Below are 15,083 nucleotides of genomic sequence, written 5' to 3' on the forward strand. Positions count from 1 at the left end.
GTTTTTTGCCTCGTTGGCATATGTCGTGGCATCGTACCTTACATTCGAGGTTCTGATGCCCCTTCAGAACATGTTTTTTCCAGAATATCCAAGCCGGGCCAGCCTTCTGTTCTTGCCCCATGGGGTTAGGGTATTGTCTGCATGGCTATTGGGCTGGCGAGCCATTTTTGCCCTTCTTCCCGGCGTTTTCATCGTCTTTGCGGCGCTGGGGGGCAGCGACGTTTTCCTGCCCAGCCGTCTTGCCGCTATTGCAATCGCCGTTCTGACAGTACCGGCAGTCTTCTATTTGCTCAAATGGGCCGGATGGGATCTGTTTCCAAGGGCTGATCGCAAACCGTGCTGGGTCTGTGTCATGGGTGTCGGTGTGATCACCTCATTCCTTGTGGCAGGTCTGACAAATATGGCTTTTGGCAGCGCACGCGTCGAATACATTGCCTATTTGATCGGCGATATTTCAGGTCTGTTCTTCCTGATGCTGGGTTTGTATTTCGCCTTCCGCTTCGCAGATAGCCGCAGTTAACCCATCACCGCTTTACGCAGAAGGTTCAATCCTGCGATCAATAGCACCATCAAAGTCAGTTTCCGAAACCGCGCCTGGTCGATGCGCGCCTGCAGGCGCAGGCCGACCCACATCCCAAGCAGTGCGGGCAGGATCAGAATTGCCGAGAATGGTGCTGTCTCGGCCCGCAAAATACCCGAGCCCAGATGCGCAATAACCAATGCGCCTGCCCCAAGCCCGTAGATTACGCCCTGTACGCGCATTTGAACATCCTTGGGCGTATTCAACGCTGTCAGATAAGCGACCGTCGGAGGCCCCCATATCCCCGACATCCCCCCCACGAAACCGGCTACGGCTCCAATCGCAGCCTCAACTCGGGTCGAGGTCTTTTCGAGGGTCAGTTTCCACCCGGCGATCTGAATCACAGCAAAGACCGAGACCGGAATGCCGATCATCAACAGAAACACCGTCTCGGGCACGAAGCGGACCAGTTGTGCCCCAGCTAACAAAAACACGAGGCCAACCAACAGAAAAACGCGAAACTGCCGTATGGCATCGATCGCGGCCGGAACCCCTTCGCGAAATGCCTGCACGCCATTTGTGGCCAACGTAGGCAGGATCAATCCCGCCAGCGCCAGTTGCGGCGACAGGAAAACACTAAGTCCAGAGACAAGCACCATGGGCATGGCAAAACCGACCATCCCTTTGACCCAACCCGCCGCAAAAGCGACGGCAAGGGCAAACAGAATTTCCGACGGTGACACAACGGAGAACAGGGTCATGCGCCTGTGATATCACTCCTGAAAAATTCTGCATCGCAAAACTGCGCAAGAAATTTTTGAACTATTTCGCAACGCAATTCGTATTTTTGTTGCGCTGCACGTGCAGCATGGTATGACCAATCGACCCAGAAAAGGACTTGATTCATGGCCCATGACGGACAGGATATGACCCAGATGACAGCATCCGCGATTTTGCCCGACCTTCTGACACTGACCCGCGCCGCAGTCCCGGCAGTCGAAGCTGTGTTCGACCGCGCGCGTGAATCTGTACGCCAGATGGTGACTGTCGAGGGTCGCGTGTCCGGTGCGTTGATCGAAGCCAACCAAACGGCCGCTCATGGCCTCGCGTGGCTGGCCACCTACAGTCAGTCGCTGCAACAGATGCAGCGTTGGGCCGAGACGTTGGATCGTGATGGCAAGTTTGGTGAAATCGAACAGCTGCTGCATCAAATCGCGTTCGGCGAATATCTGTGGCAGGTCTATGGCGGCATCCAAATGAATCAGGGTGAAATCGTTCGCCTGCAGGATCTTGGCCTCAGCCAAGATGATATGCGCGCGTTGATGATCCCTGAGGTGATGACTCTGACCCAAGGCGGCAATACACAAGCCGCCCGCAGCCGCCTTGTAGAATTGATGGAAGATCAATCCGGTGCCACAATGTTTGGTGCATCCGGTCTGGACGAAGAACTGGAAATGATCCGCGACCAGTTCCGCCGCTATGCGGTCGAAAAGGTCGAACCGCACGCCCATGATTGGCACCTGAAAGATGAGCTGATCCCGATGGAAATCATCGAGGAACTGGCTGAGATGGGCGTCTTTGGCCTGACCATTCCCGAAGAATTCGGCGGGTTCGGCCTGTCCAAAGCCTCGATGTGTGTGGTGTCCGAGGAACTGTCGCGCGGCTATATTGGCGTGGGTTCGTTGGGCACCCGGTCCGAGATCGCGGCCGAGCTGATCATCGCCGGCGGCACGGACGAGCAAAAGGCCAACTGGCTGCCAAAACTCGCGAACGCTGAGATTCTGCCCACCGCCGTGTTCACCGAGCCCAACACCGGATCGGACCTTGGCAGCTTGCGCACCCGCGCGGTCAAGAACGCCGACGGCGATTATGAGATCACCGGCAACAAGACCTGGATCACACACGCGGCCCGCACCCATGTGATGACCCTGCTGGCCCGCACCAACCCCGACAGCTCTGACCACCGCGGGTTGTCGATGTTCCTGGCCGAGAAAACTCCCGGCACCGACGAGGCCCCCTTCCCCACCCCCGGCATGACCGGCGGCGAGATCGAGGTTCTGGGCTATCGCGGCATGAAAGAATACGAACTGGGCTTTGACGGTTTCAAGGTCAAAGGTGAGAACCTGCTGGGCGGCGAAGAAGGCAAAGGCTTTAAACAGCTGATGGAGACCTTCGAATCTGCCCGCATTCAGACCGCTGCCCGCGCCATCGGCGTGGCGCAAAGCGCGCTGGATATCGCCATGCAATACGCGCAGGATCGCAAGCAGTTCGGCAAGTCGCTGATCAACTTTCCCCGCGTCTCGGGCAAGCTGGCGATGATGGCGGTCGAGATTATGATTGCGCGCCAGCTGACCTATTTCAGCGCGTGGGAAAAGGACAACGGACATCGCTGCGATCTTGAAGCCGGCATGGCCAAGCTGCTGGGTGCACGGGTTGCGTGGGCTGCTGCGGATAATGGCCTGCAGATCCACGGCGGCAACGGGTTTGCGCTGGAATACAAGATCAGCCGCGTTCTGTGTGATGCGCGCATCCTGAACATTTTCGAAGGGGCTGCCGAAATTCAGGCACAGGTCATCGCTCGGCGTTTGCTGGGTTGATCTGATAGGTAGCCCTGTTTCCCCAACTTGACCCGGCGCGCGCGCCGGGTCTTTTTTTGCTAATGACATAGGCCCAGTTTCGCCAACGCCCGGAATTTCTCACTACCACGATGCCTTGAATACGGTTACATCAGCTGGGACAGTGAACAGGAAATTACACGACATGATGCGATCTATTCTGGCCTGCCTCGCAGTAATAGTGGCTATGGCGCTAGGAGGCTGCGCCAAGCAATACCCAGCCGCTGGCCAGAACGACATTGACGAACTGGCGCTGGCTATCCGCGACCTCGGGCCCAACGTCGACCCTGTCGAAGCGCAGCAAGCCGCTGAAATCGCGTACACATACTCGAGCCGTTTGGCGCAGGAATGGAACGTGACCGATCCAGCCATCATTCACAACGCCAAGGTCATCAATGGCCTGCGCGAGAAAGGACTGTGCAACGATTGGGCCGAAGCCATGACTGCCCGGCTTCGGCAAGAGAATTTCGAGACTTTGGATCTGCATTGGGCGACTTCGCCCCCCACGGCATTTCGCATAATCCATCATTCTGCGCTGATCAGCGCCAAGGGGGATTCGATGTATGATGGGCTTATTCTTGATCCATGGCGCAACAGCGGCGCACTGACCTGGGCTCCTACACGCGAGGATACACGATATAATTGGCGCCCTCGCAGCGAAGTAAGGGCTGAGTTGGTGAGCGGTCAGAACCCCTATTAACCCTGTTCGGATTTAGGGTGATTTGGGCTAACGTGATCAAATGATACGACTAACCCTGATCCTGCCCTTCATGGCTCTGTTTCAATGCGACAGGGATGAAACCGTCGCCGCCTATGGTGCGGCGGATAGAACATGGGCGCTGCAAGAGATCGACGGTCAGCCTTATGAAGCCAGCGCTTTGCTACGTTTTACGGAAGACGGGAAGATTGCGGGTAACGCCCCGTGCAACAGCTACAACGGCACCCTAAGCGCCCCATATCCCTGGTTTGAAGTGACCGGATTGACCGCCACCCGCGCAGCCTGCGCGGGGCTGGAAGCCGAAGGATACTATTTCGCCGCTCTGATTGCCATGACACAGTCTGAAGTGGCCGGAGACGTTTTGATCCTGCGGAACGAGGACGGCCACGAAATGGTGTTCAAAGCCGCCGAGTAAACTGCTCGACAAACCGCGCCCGCGCTTCGGGCAGCGGGCGATGACCGAAGGACGGCGCGACCCGGTGCTCCAGAAAGTACCCGGTGGTGCGTAGTGCCTCGGCAATCTCGGGATCCGGCGCGGCCCCCTCGCCGCGCAGACATGGGGGCAGTGGCAACAGCTTATCCGCCCATTCCCCCGCCCCTTTCTCACTAACCGCGCGGCCCGATTTCGGAGAGACATAGATCAGATCTTCGACCGCCCCGGTAACTGCGCAAGCGGTCAGATCAAGACCAAAGCCCAACTCTTCAAGCATGGCCAATTCCCATCGCAAGTAGGCCAGCGGCCATACATCATCCTGCCCCAGCAGGTCCATCAACTGTTCGGTTTGTTTGTAGATGACTGGGTGCGGTTCCCGTTCGGGAAGGCAGAAGGACAAAAGTGCCACGACCGCGTTTAATCCCGCCAGTGCCAGCCGCCCCGAAAACGCCGCCGCTGCACGAGAACGCAGGGGTTCGACTTGAAACGTGCCTATATGCTCTTCGAGCCGCGCGCGCCAAAGCACGTCTAGCTGCGCTCCCGGCTGCAGGATCGGCGCAATTTTCCGACTGGTCCCACCGCGCACAACCCCGGCGTGGCGTCCGTGGATTTCGGTGAAGACCTCGATGATCGCCGCTGTCTCACCATGTCGGCGTGTGGTCAGAAGTATACCGTGATCGCGCCAGTCCAGCGGTCTCCTCCTTGATAGGTGCCGGGGTTCGGGAAACTCAATCTCAAGCAGGGAATTTTCGCAAGCGAATAAGAGTGGTTCCGGCTGTAAGGAACAAAGTGTATATTTGATCTTTTGAGATCCTTTTCCCACTAATTCTGCACCAGCAAACACTTAGAACGGATCTGTGCTTCAAATATTTTTGATCCGGCCGCTCGGCAACTCCGTATCCAAAACACTATCAAAACTTGGGAGGGGACAATGCGTTTCTTGACGACAACTACTGTAATTTTCATCGCGTCTGCGGGTCTTGCCATGGCGCAATCTGCTAACAGCAACTCGGGCGCAGCAAAAAATATGGCCGGGGTGCTGTCTGCAACACCCGGCATCGGTGGAGCGGCACCTACGGTCAGCGGCAAAAATGCCGAAAAAGGTGACAGCGGCTGGGGCAATGCGGGTAGCCGCGAAGTCGCTAAGGATCAGGTTTCGCGTGGCAAGAAAGGCGGAAACTGACTCCAATTCCATCAATCAGTATGGATTGATTGGGCGCGTCTCTTATCCGAGGCGCGCCATATTTTTACGCTCATTTTCATCAAGCGTTTTGCAGGATCAAGAGCGGATCAGTCCAACCCTTCTTCCCCCAGAAGATGTCTCCCTTGGCGGTCTTCGACCTCGACCACCCAAAGGTCTGGATCAAAACTGCGTTGTTTTGTAATCGCCCCATCCACGTCGGCCTCGGGACCAGCGGATAGTTCGACCCATTTGCGCTCCCCACTCATCAGATCAAAACTGCGCTGGAACGCGACGGCCTGCCCATCCAGAGTATTAAGTTTGATCAGCACCGCACCGGCCGTGTCATCACCGTGGGCAACCACAAAGGCAGGAATTTCTTGAAACCGCAGGCGGGCCAAGTAGGCGTGAACCCAAAATTCCGCCGTCAGCCGGGTCATTTCGCGCTCCTTAGCAAAGGCGCCAACAATTTCCGACGAGATTTCTTCGTCCCGCTCATGCGTTGCCGTCTTTGAAATCCAGACCCATTTCCGAGTAACGCTCGGATTCCTCAAGCCAATTTGGACGCACTTTGACCTGAAGGAACAGGTGAATTTTGCGATCAAGAAACTCTTCCAGCTCGGCGCGCGCAGCCTGGCTAACCGCCTTGATCGTCTCGCCACGTTTACCCAGAACGATACCCTTGTGGCCGTCGCGCATAACATAGATGACCTGATCGATTTTGGCGGATCCGTCCTTGCGCTCTTCCCAGTTCTCGGTCTCGACGGTCAGCTGATAGGGCAGTTCCTGATGCAGGCGCAGGGTCAGTTTCTCGCGCGTCATTTCGGCGGCGATCATGCGCAAGGGCAAATCGGCAATTTGATCCTCGGGGTAGAGCCAAGGCCCTTCGGGCAGCTCGCCCGCCAGCCATTTGCGCAGGTCTTCAACTCCGTGGCCTTTTTCGGCTGAGATCATGAAGGTTTCAGCAAACGGATAGCGTGCGTTCAGGTCGCTGGTCAGGGCCAGCAGTTTCTCGGATGGTACTTTGTCGATCTTGTTGATGGCCAGGGCGACGGTGCGGCCTTGCCCGATCTCGTCCAAACCTTCCAGAATGCGTTCAACCCCTTCGGTGATACCGCGATGCGCTTCGACCATTAAGACCACGACATCTGCATCAGCTGCGCCCCCCCAGGCGGCAGCGACCATGGCGCGGTCCAGCCTGCGGCGTGGCTTGAAAAGGCCCGGCGTGTCAACAAAGACCAACTGGGCCTCGCCCTCCATCGCAACGCCGCGAATGCGCGCACGCGTGGTCTGCACCTTATGCGTCACGATCGAGACTTTGGCCCCCACCATGCGGTTCAGAAGGGTGGATTTGCCCGCGTTGGGCTCTCCGATCAGGGCGATAAATCCGGCGCTTGTGGTCATGTGTACTGCGATCCTGTTTGCAAGTGCGCACCCCTATAGCAGAAAGACTTCGCGGGCCAGAGGGTTTTGTCTCATAGCGGGTTTGCACTTCTCTTGGAGAGAAAGCACCGCAAGAGCAGCTGTGGATAAGAAAGTGGGCTCATCTGGATTGGTTTTCGACGTTGGCAGACCTGATCTGGCTAGAGCTTCCGATGCTTGCCAAAGGAGGCGTCGCGGCCTTTAGGAATGAGGCGTTTCATCACTGGATAATTGGCTGTTTGGTCGGGTGGTATCAGGTCGTTTCAATTTCGATTTGTTTGCGCCAATCCGATCCAGAGGGAGCCAGCCTCCTCGCCAAAGGGATTGCTATTTCGTTAACTGATCGAGTAGCGATCTGGCTGCGGCCTGTTCGGCCTGGCGCTTTGATCCGGCTGTGGCTTGCGCCTCTGTACCGTCCTGCAAACGCGCGGCGATCGTGAATACCGGGGCGTGATCGGGTCCACTGCGTTTGACCTCGACGTAAGACGGAGGTTTCTGGCCGCGTGCCTGCGCCCATTCCTGAAGAGACGTTTTGGCATCGCGCGCATCCGCTTCGACCGAATGGATGCGATCGCCCCACAAAGCAATGATCACGTCTCGTGCCGCTTCGAACCCGGCATCGCGGTAGATTGCGGCGATGACCGCCTCCATCGCGTCTCCCAACAGTGCCTGTTTTCGACGGCCACCCGACAGCATCTCAGATCGGCCCAGTTTCAGAACCGCACCGAGGTCGATCTGTCGCGCGACATCGGCGCAGGCTTCTTTTCGGACCAACGCATTGAATCGCGGAGCGAGTTGACCCTCAGTTGCCTTTTTGTCGGCCTCTAGCAGGGCCGTAGCCATAACCAACCCCAATACACGGTCGCCCAAAAACTCTAACCGCTGATTATCCGGTCGAGTTGAGGACGAGACTGAGCCATGAGTCAGCGCGCGAACAAGCAGCTCAGGGTTAGAAAACGTGTAGCCCAACCGATGCTGAAAAGACTTTATCTCGGCCGAAAGCTTCACTTGACCGCCTTGAAGAACCGGTCACTCCGCCAGGTCCAGAAGAACAGCATCGACCGGCCAGCGGAAGAGAACATGATCCGATCTGCGCGACCAATCAGGTTTTCGTAAGGCACATAGCCCACGCCACCCGCAGATTGCGGCAAACGGCTGTCGCTGGAATTGTCACGGTTGTCGCCCATGAAGAAATAGTGACCTTCGGGAACAGTGTAGATCCCGGTGTTGTCGGATCCCTGGTTGCCGATATTGAGTACGTCGTAAGAGACGCCGTTTGGCAACTTTTCGATCGTCCGGGACTTTTCGCAAATCGCCCCAATCCCGACCGGGCCGTTTTCACATCGCGGACGAAGACCTTGCGGCCCCTGCGGCAAAGCGGTTTCGGTGAAAACACCATCCGGTTGCTGTGGAACAGGCGTACCGTTCAGGATGATCTGGCCTTCGCGGATCTGGATACGATCACCGGGCAAACCAATCAGGCGTTTGATGAAATCACGCCCTGTAACAGGGTGACGGAAGACGATGACATCCCCGCGTTCAGGATCGCCGGCCCAAAGGCGCGAGTTATCGTCCCCCGACATCCAGCCGCAAACATCCTCGGCATCGATATTCAGGCCAACACTGGGAATGATCAGACTAGGGCACGAGGCGTAGGAATAACCATAGGCCATCTTGTTCACGAACAGGAAATCTCCGATCAGCAGGGTCTGTTTCATCGAGCCCGACGGAATCCAGAAGGGTTGAAAAAACAGTGTCCGGAAAACGCCTGCGATCAGCAATGCGTAGACGATGGTTTTAATCGTCTCCCACACGGGATTTCCGGTTTTGACGTCCTCGGCCATACTGCTCTCCGGTCCTTGGTTTGTTGGGGTGCTACATGCGGGGCGCAGAGAGGTTAGTCAAGGCTGGCCGCTGCGTTCGTGATGGCGCGCGCCTCAATCACCACGAAAGCCTGCGCCCAAGGGTGGTCGTCGGTCAGGGTGACGTGGATGATCGCCTCATGGCCTTCGGGGGTCATCTCGCGCAGCCGCTCGGCGGCCCAGCCGGTGACATGCATGACCGGCTGGCCGGTGTTCAGGTTAGTGACGGCCATGTCCTTCCACGCGATGCCCATGCGCAGGCCGGTGCCCAAAGCCTTAGAGCACGCCTCTTTGGCGGCCCAGCGCTTGGCATAGGTGCCAGCCGTATCATGGCGACGTTCGGCCTTGCGCTGTTCGGTGTCGGTGAAAACGCGGTTGCGGAACCGGTCACCGAACCGGTCGAGCGTACCCTGAATACGCTCGATATTCGCGAGGTCTGTGCCGATGCCTAGGATCATATCGCGCTTTCTTTGCTACGCCGTCTGGTAATCGCCCTGAGTTCCATTTTGGTCGACAGATAAAATAGAACGCTGTTGGCGAAGAAAGCAAAAATCGCCAGATTCAGCATAAGGCTGCCCATATAGCCACCTCTGTGCCAATACATCAGAAGCGACATATCGACCGGTCCGATATTGCTGATCGCCAAAATCAGATAGGCCGCAGCGTTCACGACCATGAATATCACGGTCCCCGCAACCGCAAAGCCCAGCACCTCGCGCAAGTGCGGCATTCGGCCCATCGACCGCGCTATGCCGCAGCCCGCTATCATCGCTGCGGCAATCGCTGACAGGAAGGGTATCCCCACATTCGCTAAATTGAGCCCGGTCACATGCCACAGAACGACAATAGCGATCGGCATTAATAGCCGGACTTGGACAAGCAAGACGCTGTAGCGCCACAAATTGTTCGAATCCATAGCGTTACCTTTGCGATCAGACGACTGCCCGCGCCTCATCCATCAGCCGTCGCATCTCGGCAATCGCCGGGGTCAGGCCGCGAAAGATAGCCTCGCCGATCAAGAAATGACCGATGTTCAACTCGCGCACCTCAGGGAAAGCCGCGACGGGTTGCACAGTGTCATAGGTCAGACCATGGCCCGCGTGGACTTCCAGCCCAAGCGAATGGGCAAATGCGGACATCTCACGCAGGCTGTCCAGCTCTTGGTTGGCTACGTCTGTGTGACCCTCGGAGACGGCGTCGCAATAAGCACCGGTATGCAGTTCGATCACCTCGGCACCGATGCGATGCGCGGCTTCGATCTGGCGCTGGTCGGCGGCGATGAAAATGGACACGCGGCAGCCCACGTCGCGCAGGGGGGCGATGAAATGGGCCAGCTTGTTTTCCTCGCGCGCGACTTCCAAACCGCCTTCGGTCGTCCGTTCCTCGCGCTTTTCGGGAACGATGCACACCGCATGCGGTTTGTGCCGCAGGGCGATCTGCTGCATCTCGGGCGTCGCGGCCATTTCAAAGTTCAGCGGGACCGACAGAACCTCCATCAACCCGTCGATATCTGCGTCCGATATATGGCGGCGATCTTCGCGCAGATGGGCTGTAATGCCATCAGCCCCGGCCTCTTCGGCCAGTTTGGCGGCGCGCAGAGGGTCAGGGTACGCCCCGCCACGCGCATTGCGCACGGTGGCCACGTGGTCGATATTCACGCCCAGACGCAGGGGATTGTCAGACATCGCTTGATTCCTTTGCCGAATTCTGGCCCGAGCCTAGTGGTTTTGAAACTGAAACGGCAGGCTTGGATTCTGCCAAACGGCGGATTTCGTCAAATTTCGCTTTGATTTTGGCGCGCCGCCGCTGCTGGTAGGTTCGGATCAAAGGCAGGCTCAGATAGTGGCAGATCGCCCCGGCCAGCAAACCGGGCAAAATGCCCCCTATTAGGTAGGGAAAGAACACTTCGTCATAGAATATACGCAACCCGGACCAATCAGCCATGCGATCAGTGAAAATGGCAATGAAGTTATCCTTGAGGTCGCCCAGCGCGTCGGCAAACTTACCCATAAGGCCATGGGTGTCGCCCTCCTGAAACTCGGTTCCCAAAATGAAATGACCGGCCTGAAGGCAGATGACACCAATCGGAACGTAAGTTAGCGGGTTTCCGAAAAACGTTCCGCTCAGCGCAGCCAAAATATTGCCGTTGATCAAACGCGCCGCCAACGCAGCCACGACGAAATGCAACCCGTAGAACGGAGTAAACGCTGCGAACACCCCTGCCCCGATACCGCGTGCGATGCGTTCAGGGGAGTCCGGCAACCGACGGACGCGGTGTTTTACATAGTGGAACGCGCGGGTCCATCCGCCACGGGGGTAGACGAATTCAGATGCGATCTGGACAGGCGAGCGTCGATCTCGGCGCTTGAAAACCACTCCTGATCACCCCTTCTCAGCCAGCCGCCACGGCGGTCTTGGTCCTGTCTCTGTAGCGTTCGACAGCAGCAACATCGCTTTCGGCCTCAAGCATCAGCATCAAAGAATGAAGCTGTTCAAGGTCGCGCAGTTCGACATTGATCAGAAGACGGTAAAAATCCGGTTTCCGGTCGACGAATTCAAGGTTCGAGATATTGGCCTTTTTCTCACCGATCAATGTGCAAATACGCCCCAGTACACCCGCATCGTTTCCAATGGTCAGATCCAGCGTCGCGCCATAGACCGCCGGATGGGTGCCAGTGTGCCAATGCAAGTCCACCCAACGCTCGGGTTCGCCTTCAAACTCGGTCAGGCGGTCACAATCGATGGCATGCACCACCACCCCTTTGCCACGATAGGTGATGCCGACAATCCGCTCTCCCGGCAGGGGCTGACAACATGGTGCCCGGTCGAATTTCTGACCCGGCTCAAGACCAATCACAGCGCGGCGCAGGGGGATCGCGTCCCCTTCATCCTGCGTAAGCTCTGGATAAACGGCGCTCACCACGTCATGGGCCGTCAGTTCGGCACTGCCCAAACGAGCCAACAATTCGTGTCGGTCCTTCAGACGCAAATGCTTGGCGGCCGTGTCCAACGCCTTGTCCGTCGCCTTTCGGCCCACATGTTCGAACCCCGAGCGCGCCAGTTCCTTGCCCAATTTGATGAAACGCTCGCGGTCGACTTCACGCAAAGCGCGCCGGATGGCAGTGCGGGCTTTGCCAGTGACCGCAATCTCAAGCCATGTGACCTGCGGGGTCTGTCCGTCGGCCGTGATAACATCGACCGATTGGCCGTTCTTGATCCGGGTCCACAGCGGCACCCGGATACCGTCCACCTTGGCCCCGACACAAGCATGGCCAATCCGCGTGTGGATCGCATAGGCGAAATCGATTGGTGTCGCCCCACGCGGCAGTTTCACCACATCGCCCTTGGGCGTGAAGCAGAACACCTGGTCGGAATACATCTCAAGCTTGACGGCTTCGAGGAAATCCTCGTGATCATCCTCGCTGTCGAACTGCTCGGTCAAGTTGGCAATCCACTTTGCCGGGTCCACGGCAAAGGGGTTTTCGGACCGCACCCCGTCGCGGTACGACCAGTGCGCCGCCACACCCGTCTCGGCCACATCGTGCATTTGGCGAGTACGGATCTGAACCTCGACCCTTTTGCCATCCCGCCCCGATACCGTTGTGTGGATCGAGCGGTATCCGTTCGATTTTGGCTGGCTGATATAATCCTTGAACCGTCCCGGCACCGCGCGCCAGCGCTGGTGGATCGCGCCAAGGGTCCTATAGCAGTCTTCTTCTGTCTGAGTGATAATGCGGAAGCCATAGATATCGGACAGACGCGAAAAGCCCTGATCCTTTTCCTGCATCTTGCGCCAGATCGAATAGGGTTTTTTGGCTCGGCCGAACACCTCAGCTTCGATCCCAGCCTTGTCCAATTCAAGGCGCATATCGCCGGTGATCCGATGGATCACATCGCCGGTTTCCCTTTGCAGAGTGATAAACCGCCGGATGATCGACTGCCGACCTTCGGGGTTCAGCACGCGGAAGGCCAGATCCTCCAGCTCTTCGCGCATCCATTGCATCCCCATACGGCCCGCAAGTGGCGCGTAGATATCCATCGTCTCGCGCGCTTTTTGAACCTGTTTTTCGGGGCGCATCGCCTTGATCGTGCGCATGTTGTGCAAACGGTCTGCCAGCTTGACAAGAATGACCCGCAAATCTTTGGACATGGCCATGAACAGCTTGCGGAAGTTCTCGGCCTGTTTGGTTTCCCTGCTGGACAGCTGCAAGTTGGTCAGCTTGGTGACGCCATCGACCAGCTTGGCCACTTCGTCCCCGAACAGCTCGGACACCTTGCCGTAATTGGCCTTGGTATCCTCGATCGTGTCATGCAGTAGTGCGGTAATGATCGTGGCATCATCCAGACGCTGTTCGGTCAGGATGGCGGCAACGGCAACAGGATGGGTGAAATAGGGTTCGCCAGAGTGGCGGAACTGACCCTCATGCATCTGGCTTCCGAACTCATAGGCACGGGCAATGCGGTCAGCATTTGTCTTGGGGTTGTAGTTGCGGACCAGCGCAATCAGGTCTTCAGCAGAAATCATCCGGTCCGCACCTTCGTTTTTGGGGATTACCCCTGGCCTTGAGCCTCCATCAGAGCGCGCAGCAGCTTCTCTTCGGACATGTCATCATCTGCAGGCTTGTCGGATTCCGCACCCATCAGCAGCGCCATCTGGTCCTCTTCGGGCTCATCAACCTCGATCTGGGTCTGGTTGGCCTCGATCAGGCGTTCGCGCAGTTCATCAGCGCTTTGGGTTTCGTCGGCGATTTCGCGCAGCGACACAACCGGGTTTTTGTCATTGTCGCGGTCCACAGTGATCGCAGCACCTGCGGAAATCTCACGCGCACGATGGGCGGCAAGCATCACCAGCTCGAACCGGTTTTGTACCTTGTCTACGCAATCTTCTACCGTCACGCGGGCCATTGGGCGCTCTCCGTTTCTGAGTCCATGTCAGGAAGAGGTTTATCTAAGGGCGAATCCCTGCCTTGACAAGCAGGAAATGCCGCAAATGCACCGATCACAAAGGGGTAACGGCGGCAATATCATCGACAGGCAGGGCTGCCACCATTTCCCGGACCGTCAGACCCAGCACGGGATGGTACCAATCCGGGGCGACATCAGCCATTGGCACCAGCACGAAGGCGCGATCCTGAAGACGCGGATGCGGCAGGATCAACCGGTCCGGCGCCTGCTGCATCTGTTCCTGCGACGGCAGCGTCCGCCATTGGTTATAGGTTGACGTATCCGGAAGCACTTGGTCGCCGAAACATACCAGATCCAGATCCAACGTCCGCATCCCCCAGCGCTGTATTCGTTCGCGCCCGAATTCGTGTTCGACCTCATGCAGCATTTGCAACAAGTCTGCAGCTGACTTGTCCGTTTCGACCAAAACAGCCGCGTTCACGTAATCCGGTCCAGCACCCACTGGAAAACAGGGGGTCTCGTAGAATCGGCTGACGGCGCGAATCACCAAGCCCTGACGTGAAATTGCGTCAATTGCCTGTTCTAGTGTCACCTTGGGTCCGCAGCCTCTCAAATTGAGATTTGCGCCCAATGCAATGACCGATTCTGACGTAAATTTGCACATACTATTCCCTATATTCGGCGAATTGCATACTTGCGATACACATTAAATGCCCTAATTATAGGCGTATCAGCGCGCCGCCAATTTCCTAGCTCACTCACGTAACACCCGGCGTTCTGGTAGATACCGGAAGGACCTATTTATGTTTTATAAAGACGAACGGCTAGCGCTGTTCATCGACGGCTCGAATCTTTATGCGGCCGCGAAAGCACTTGGATTTGACATCGACTACAAACTGCTGCGTCAGGAATTCATGCGCCGCGGGAAGATGCTTCGTGCTTTTTACTACACAGCGCTTTTGGAAAATGACGAGTATTCGCCCATCCGCCCCCTGGTAGACTGGCTGCATTACAACGGCTTCACCATGGTGACGAAACCGGCAAAAGAATACACCGACAGCATGGGGCGTCGGAAAGTCAAAGGAAACATGGATATCGAACTGACCGTCGATGCCATGGAACTGGCACCGCGCGTTGATCACATTGTGCTGTTTTCGGGCGATGGGGACTTCCGCCCGCTGATAGCAAGTCTGCAACGTCAGGGCGTGCGCGTTTCGGTCGTGTCGACCATCCGTAGCCAGCCGCCGATGATCTCGGACGAGTTGCGCCGTCAGGCCGACAACTTCATCGAGCTTGAAGACCTGCGCGATGTGATCGGCCGCCCGCCGCGTGACATTCCGATGGAACCGCGCAGCGTAGCTGCAAGCGGTCAGTAACACGCACCAAACACCAAAAGATAAAGAACGCGGTCAGGGTTGATGCCCTGAC

The 15,083-nt window shown here is 57.2% G+C and carries 19 protein-coding genes; 6 read left to right on the plus strand and 13 right to left on the minus strand.

From position 1 onward, the window contains the following. Positions 1-55 precede the first annotated feature (55 nt). Positions 56-520 carry a hypothetical protein gene (locus tag AC2TAD_RS21180; RefSeq protein WP_247742659.1) on the plus strand — a complete coding sequence of 155 codons (465 nt, stop codon included), beginning with the start codon at positions 56-58 and terminating at the stop codon, positions 518-520. On the opposite strand, the gene AC2TAD_RS21185 is transcribed toward AC2TAD_RS21180, so the two are convergent. Continuing rightward, entirely contained in the window at positions 517-1,281 is a 765-nt protein-coding gene (locus AC2TAD_RS21185; protein ID WP_480870329.1) for a sulfite exporter TauE/SafE family protein, read from the minus strand. The two genes, AC2TAD_RS21180 and AC2TAD_RS21185, sit on opposite strands and share 4 nt — an antisense overlap. 144 nt (positions 1,282-1,425) lie before the next feature. On the opposite strand from AC2TAD_RS21185, the gene AC2TAD_RS21190 reads away from it, so the two are divergent. From AC2TAD_RS21190 to AC2TAD_RS21200, 3 genes are all read left to right on the plus strand, one after another. Further along, positions 1,426-3,117, plus strand: coding sequence for an acyl-CoA dehydrogenase family protein (locus AC2TAD_RS21190; protein ID WP_480870332.1), 1,692 nt, complete (start codon positions 1,426-1,428; stop codon positions 3,115-3,117). Between the two features lie 163 nt (positions 3,118-3,280). Further along, positions 3,281-3,835 (plus strand): hypothetical protein, encoded by a 555-nt coding sequence (locus AC2TAD_RS21195; protein ID WP_480870336.1) that lies wholly within the window; start codon positions 3,281-3,283, stop codon positions 3,833-3,835. 40 nt (positions 3,836-3,875) lie between these two features. Next, a complete protein-coding gene (locus AC2TAD_RS21200) occupies positions 3,876-4,268 on the plus strand; it encodes an META domain-containing protein (RefSeq protein ID WP_170756061.1) in 393 nt (130 codons plus the stop codon). On the opposite strand, the gene recO is transcribed toward AC2TAD_RS21200, so the two are convergent. Next, positions 4,252-4,977: a DNA repair protein RecO gene (recO, locus tag AC2TAD_RS21205; protein WP_480870411.1), complete on the minus strand. Its 726-nt coding sequence runs from the start codon at positions 4,975-4,977 to the stop codon at positions 4,252-4,254. The two genes, AC2TAD_RS21200 and recO, sit on opposite strands and share 17 nt — an antisense overlap. A gap of 240 nt (positions 4,978-5,217) precedes the next feature. On the opposite strand from recO, the gene AC2TAD_RS21210 reads away from it, so the two are divergent. Continuing rightward, the gene (locus AC2TAD_RS21210) at positions 5,218-5,469 is read left to right on the plus strand and encodes a hypothetical protein (protein ID WP_480870339.1); all 252 of its coding nucleotides are present in this window, start codon (positions 5,218-5,220) and stop codon (positions 5,467-5,469) included. 107 nt (positions 5,470-5,576) lie between these two features. Here the strand turns inward: AC2TAD_RS21210 and AC2TAD_RS21215 are convergent, their stop codons facing one another. The 11 genes from AC2TAD_RS21215 to folK form a co-directional block, all read right to left on the minus strand. Next, positions 5,577-5,906 carry a DUF1491 family protein gene (locus AC2TAD_RS21215; RefSeq protein ID WP_480870341.1) on the minus strand — a complete coding sequence of 110 codons (330 nt, stop codon included), beginning with the start codon at positions 5,904-5,906 and terminating at the stop codon, positions 5,577-5,579. A 55-nt stretch (positions 5,907-5,961) separates the two neighbouring features. Further along, a complete protein-coding gene (gene era, locus AC2TAD_RS21220) occupies positions 5,962-6,870 on the minus strand; it encodes a GTPase Era (protein ID WP_480870343.1) in 909 nt (302 codons plus the stop codon). Between the two features lie 345 nt (positions 6,871-7,215). After that, positions 7,216-7,896, minus strand: coding sequence for a ribonuclease III (gene rnc, locus AC2TAD_RS21225; protein WP_480870346.1), 681 nt, complete (start codon positions 7,894-7,896; stop codon positions 7,216-7,218). Then, positions 7,893-8,732, minus strand: a complete 840-nt coding sequence (lepB, locus tag AC2TAD_RS21230) for a signal peptidase I (RefSeq protein ID WP_480870349.1) — start codon at positions 8,730-8,732, stop codon at positions 7,893-7,895. The genes rnc and lepB overlap by 4 nt, the downstream gene beginning before the upstream one ends. 53 nt (positions 8,733-8,785) lie before the next feature. Further along, on the minus strand, positions 8,786-9,208 hold the full coding sequence (gene acpS / locus AC2TAD_RS21235; RefSeq protein ID WP_170356731.1) for a holo-ACP synthase: 423 nt from the start codon (positions 9,206-9,208) through the stop codon (positions 8,786-8,788). After that, positions 9,205-9,705 (minus strand): ABZJ_00895 family protein, encoded by a 501-nt coding sequence (locus AC2TAD_RS21240; protein WP_480870352.1) that lies wholly within the window; start codon positions 9,703-9,705, stop codon positions 9,205-9,207. The genes acpS and AC2TAD_RS21240 overlap by 4 nt, the downstream gene beginning before the upstream one ends. After that, positions 9,683-10,435 (minus strand): pyridoxine 5'-phosphate synthase, encoded by a 753-nt coding sequence (locus AC2TAD_RS21245; protein ID WP_170356733.1) that lies wholly within the window; start codon positions 10,433-10,435, stop codon positions 9,683-9,685. The genes AC2TAD_RS21240 and AC2TAD_RS21245 overlap by 23 nt, the downstream gene beginning before the upstream one ends. Further along, positions 10,428-11,126, minus strand: coding sequence for a DUF2062 domain-containing protein (locus AC2TAD_RS21250; RefSeq protein WP_480870356.1), 699 nt, complete (start codon positions 11,124-11,126; stop codon positions 10,428-10,430). The genes AC2TAD_RS21245 and AC2TAD_RS21250 overlap by 8 nt, the downstream gene beginning before the upstream one ends. 16 nt (positions 11,127-11,142) lie before the next feature. Continuing rightward, complete coding sequence (locus AC2TAD_RS21255) at positions 11,143-13,275, minus strand: RelA/SpoT family protein (RefSeq protein ID WP_170356735.1); 2,133 nt, start codon at positions 13,273-13,275, stop codon at positions 11,143-11,145. Between the two features lie 26 nt (positions 13,276-13,301). After that, positions 13,302-13,655, minus strand: coding sequence for a DNA-directed RNA polymerase subunit omega (gene rpoZ / locus AC2TAD_RS21260; protein ID WP_170356736.1), 354 nt, complete (start codon positions 13,653-13,655; stop codon positions 13,302-13,304). Positions 13,656-13,749: 94 nt separating this feature from the next. Then, a complete protein-coding gene (gene folK / locus AC2TAD_RS21265; protein ID WP_480870359.1) occupies positions 13,750-14,319 on the minus strand; it encodes a 2-amino-4-hydroxy-6-hydroxymethyldihydropteridine diphosphokinase in 570 nt (189 codons plus the stop codon). 139 nt (positions 14,320-14,458) lie between these two features. Between folK and AC2TAD_RS21270 the strand changes: the two genes are divergently transcribed. Continuing rightward, entirely contained in the window at positions 14,459-15,031 is a 573-nt protein-coding gene (locus tag AC2TAD_RS21270; RefSeq protein ID WP_170356738.1) for a LabA-like NYN domain-containing protein, read from the plus strand. Positions 15,032-15,083: the final 52 nt, after the last annotated feature.

The sequence above is a fragment of the Ruegeria sp. HKCCD7628 genome (genome assembly GCF_057221005.1).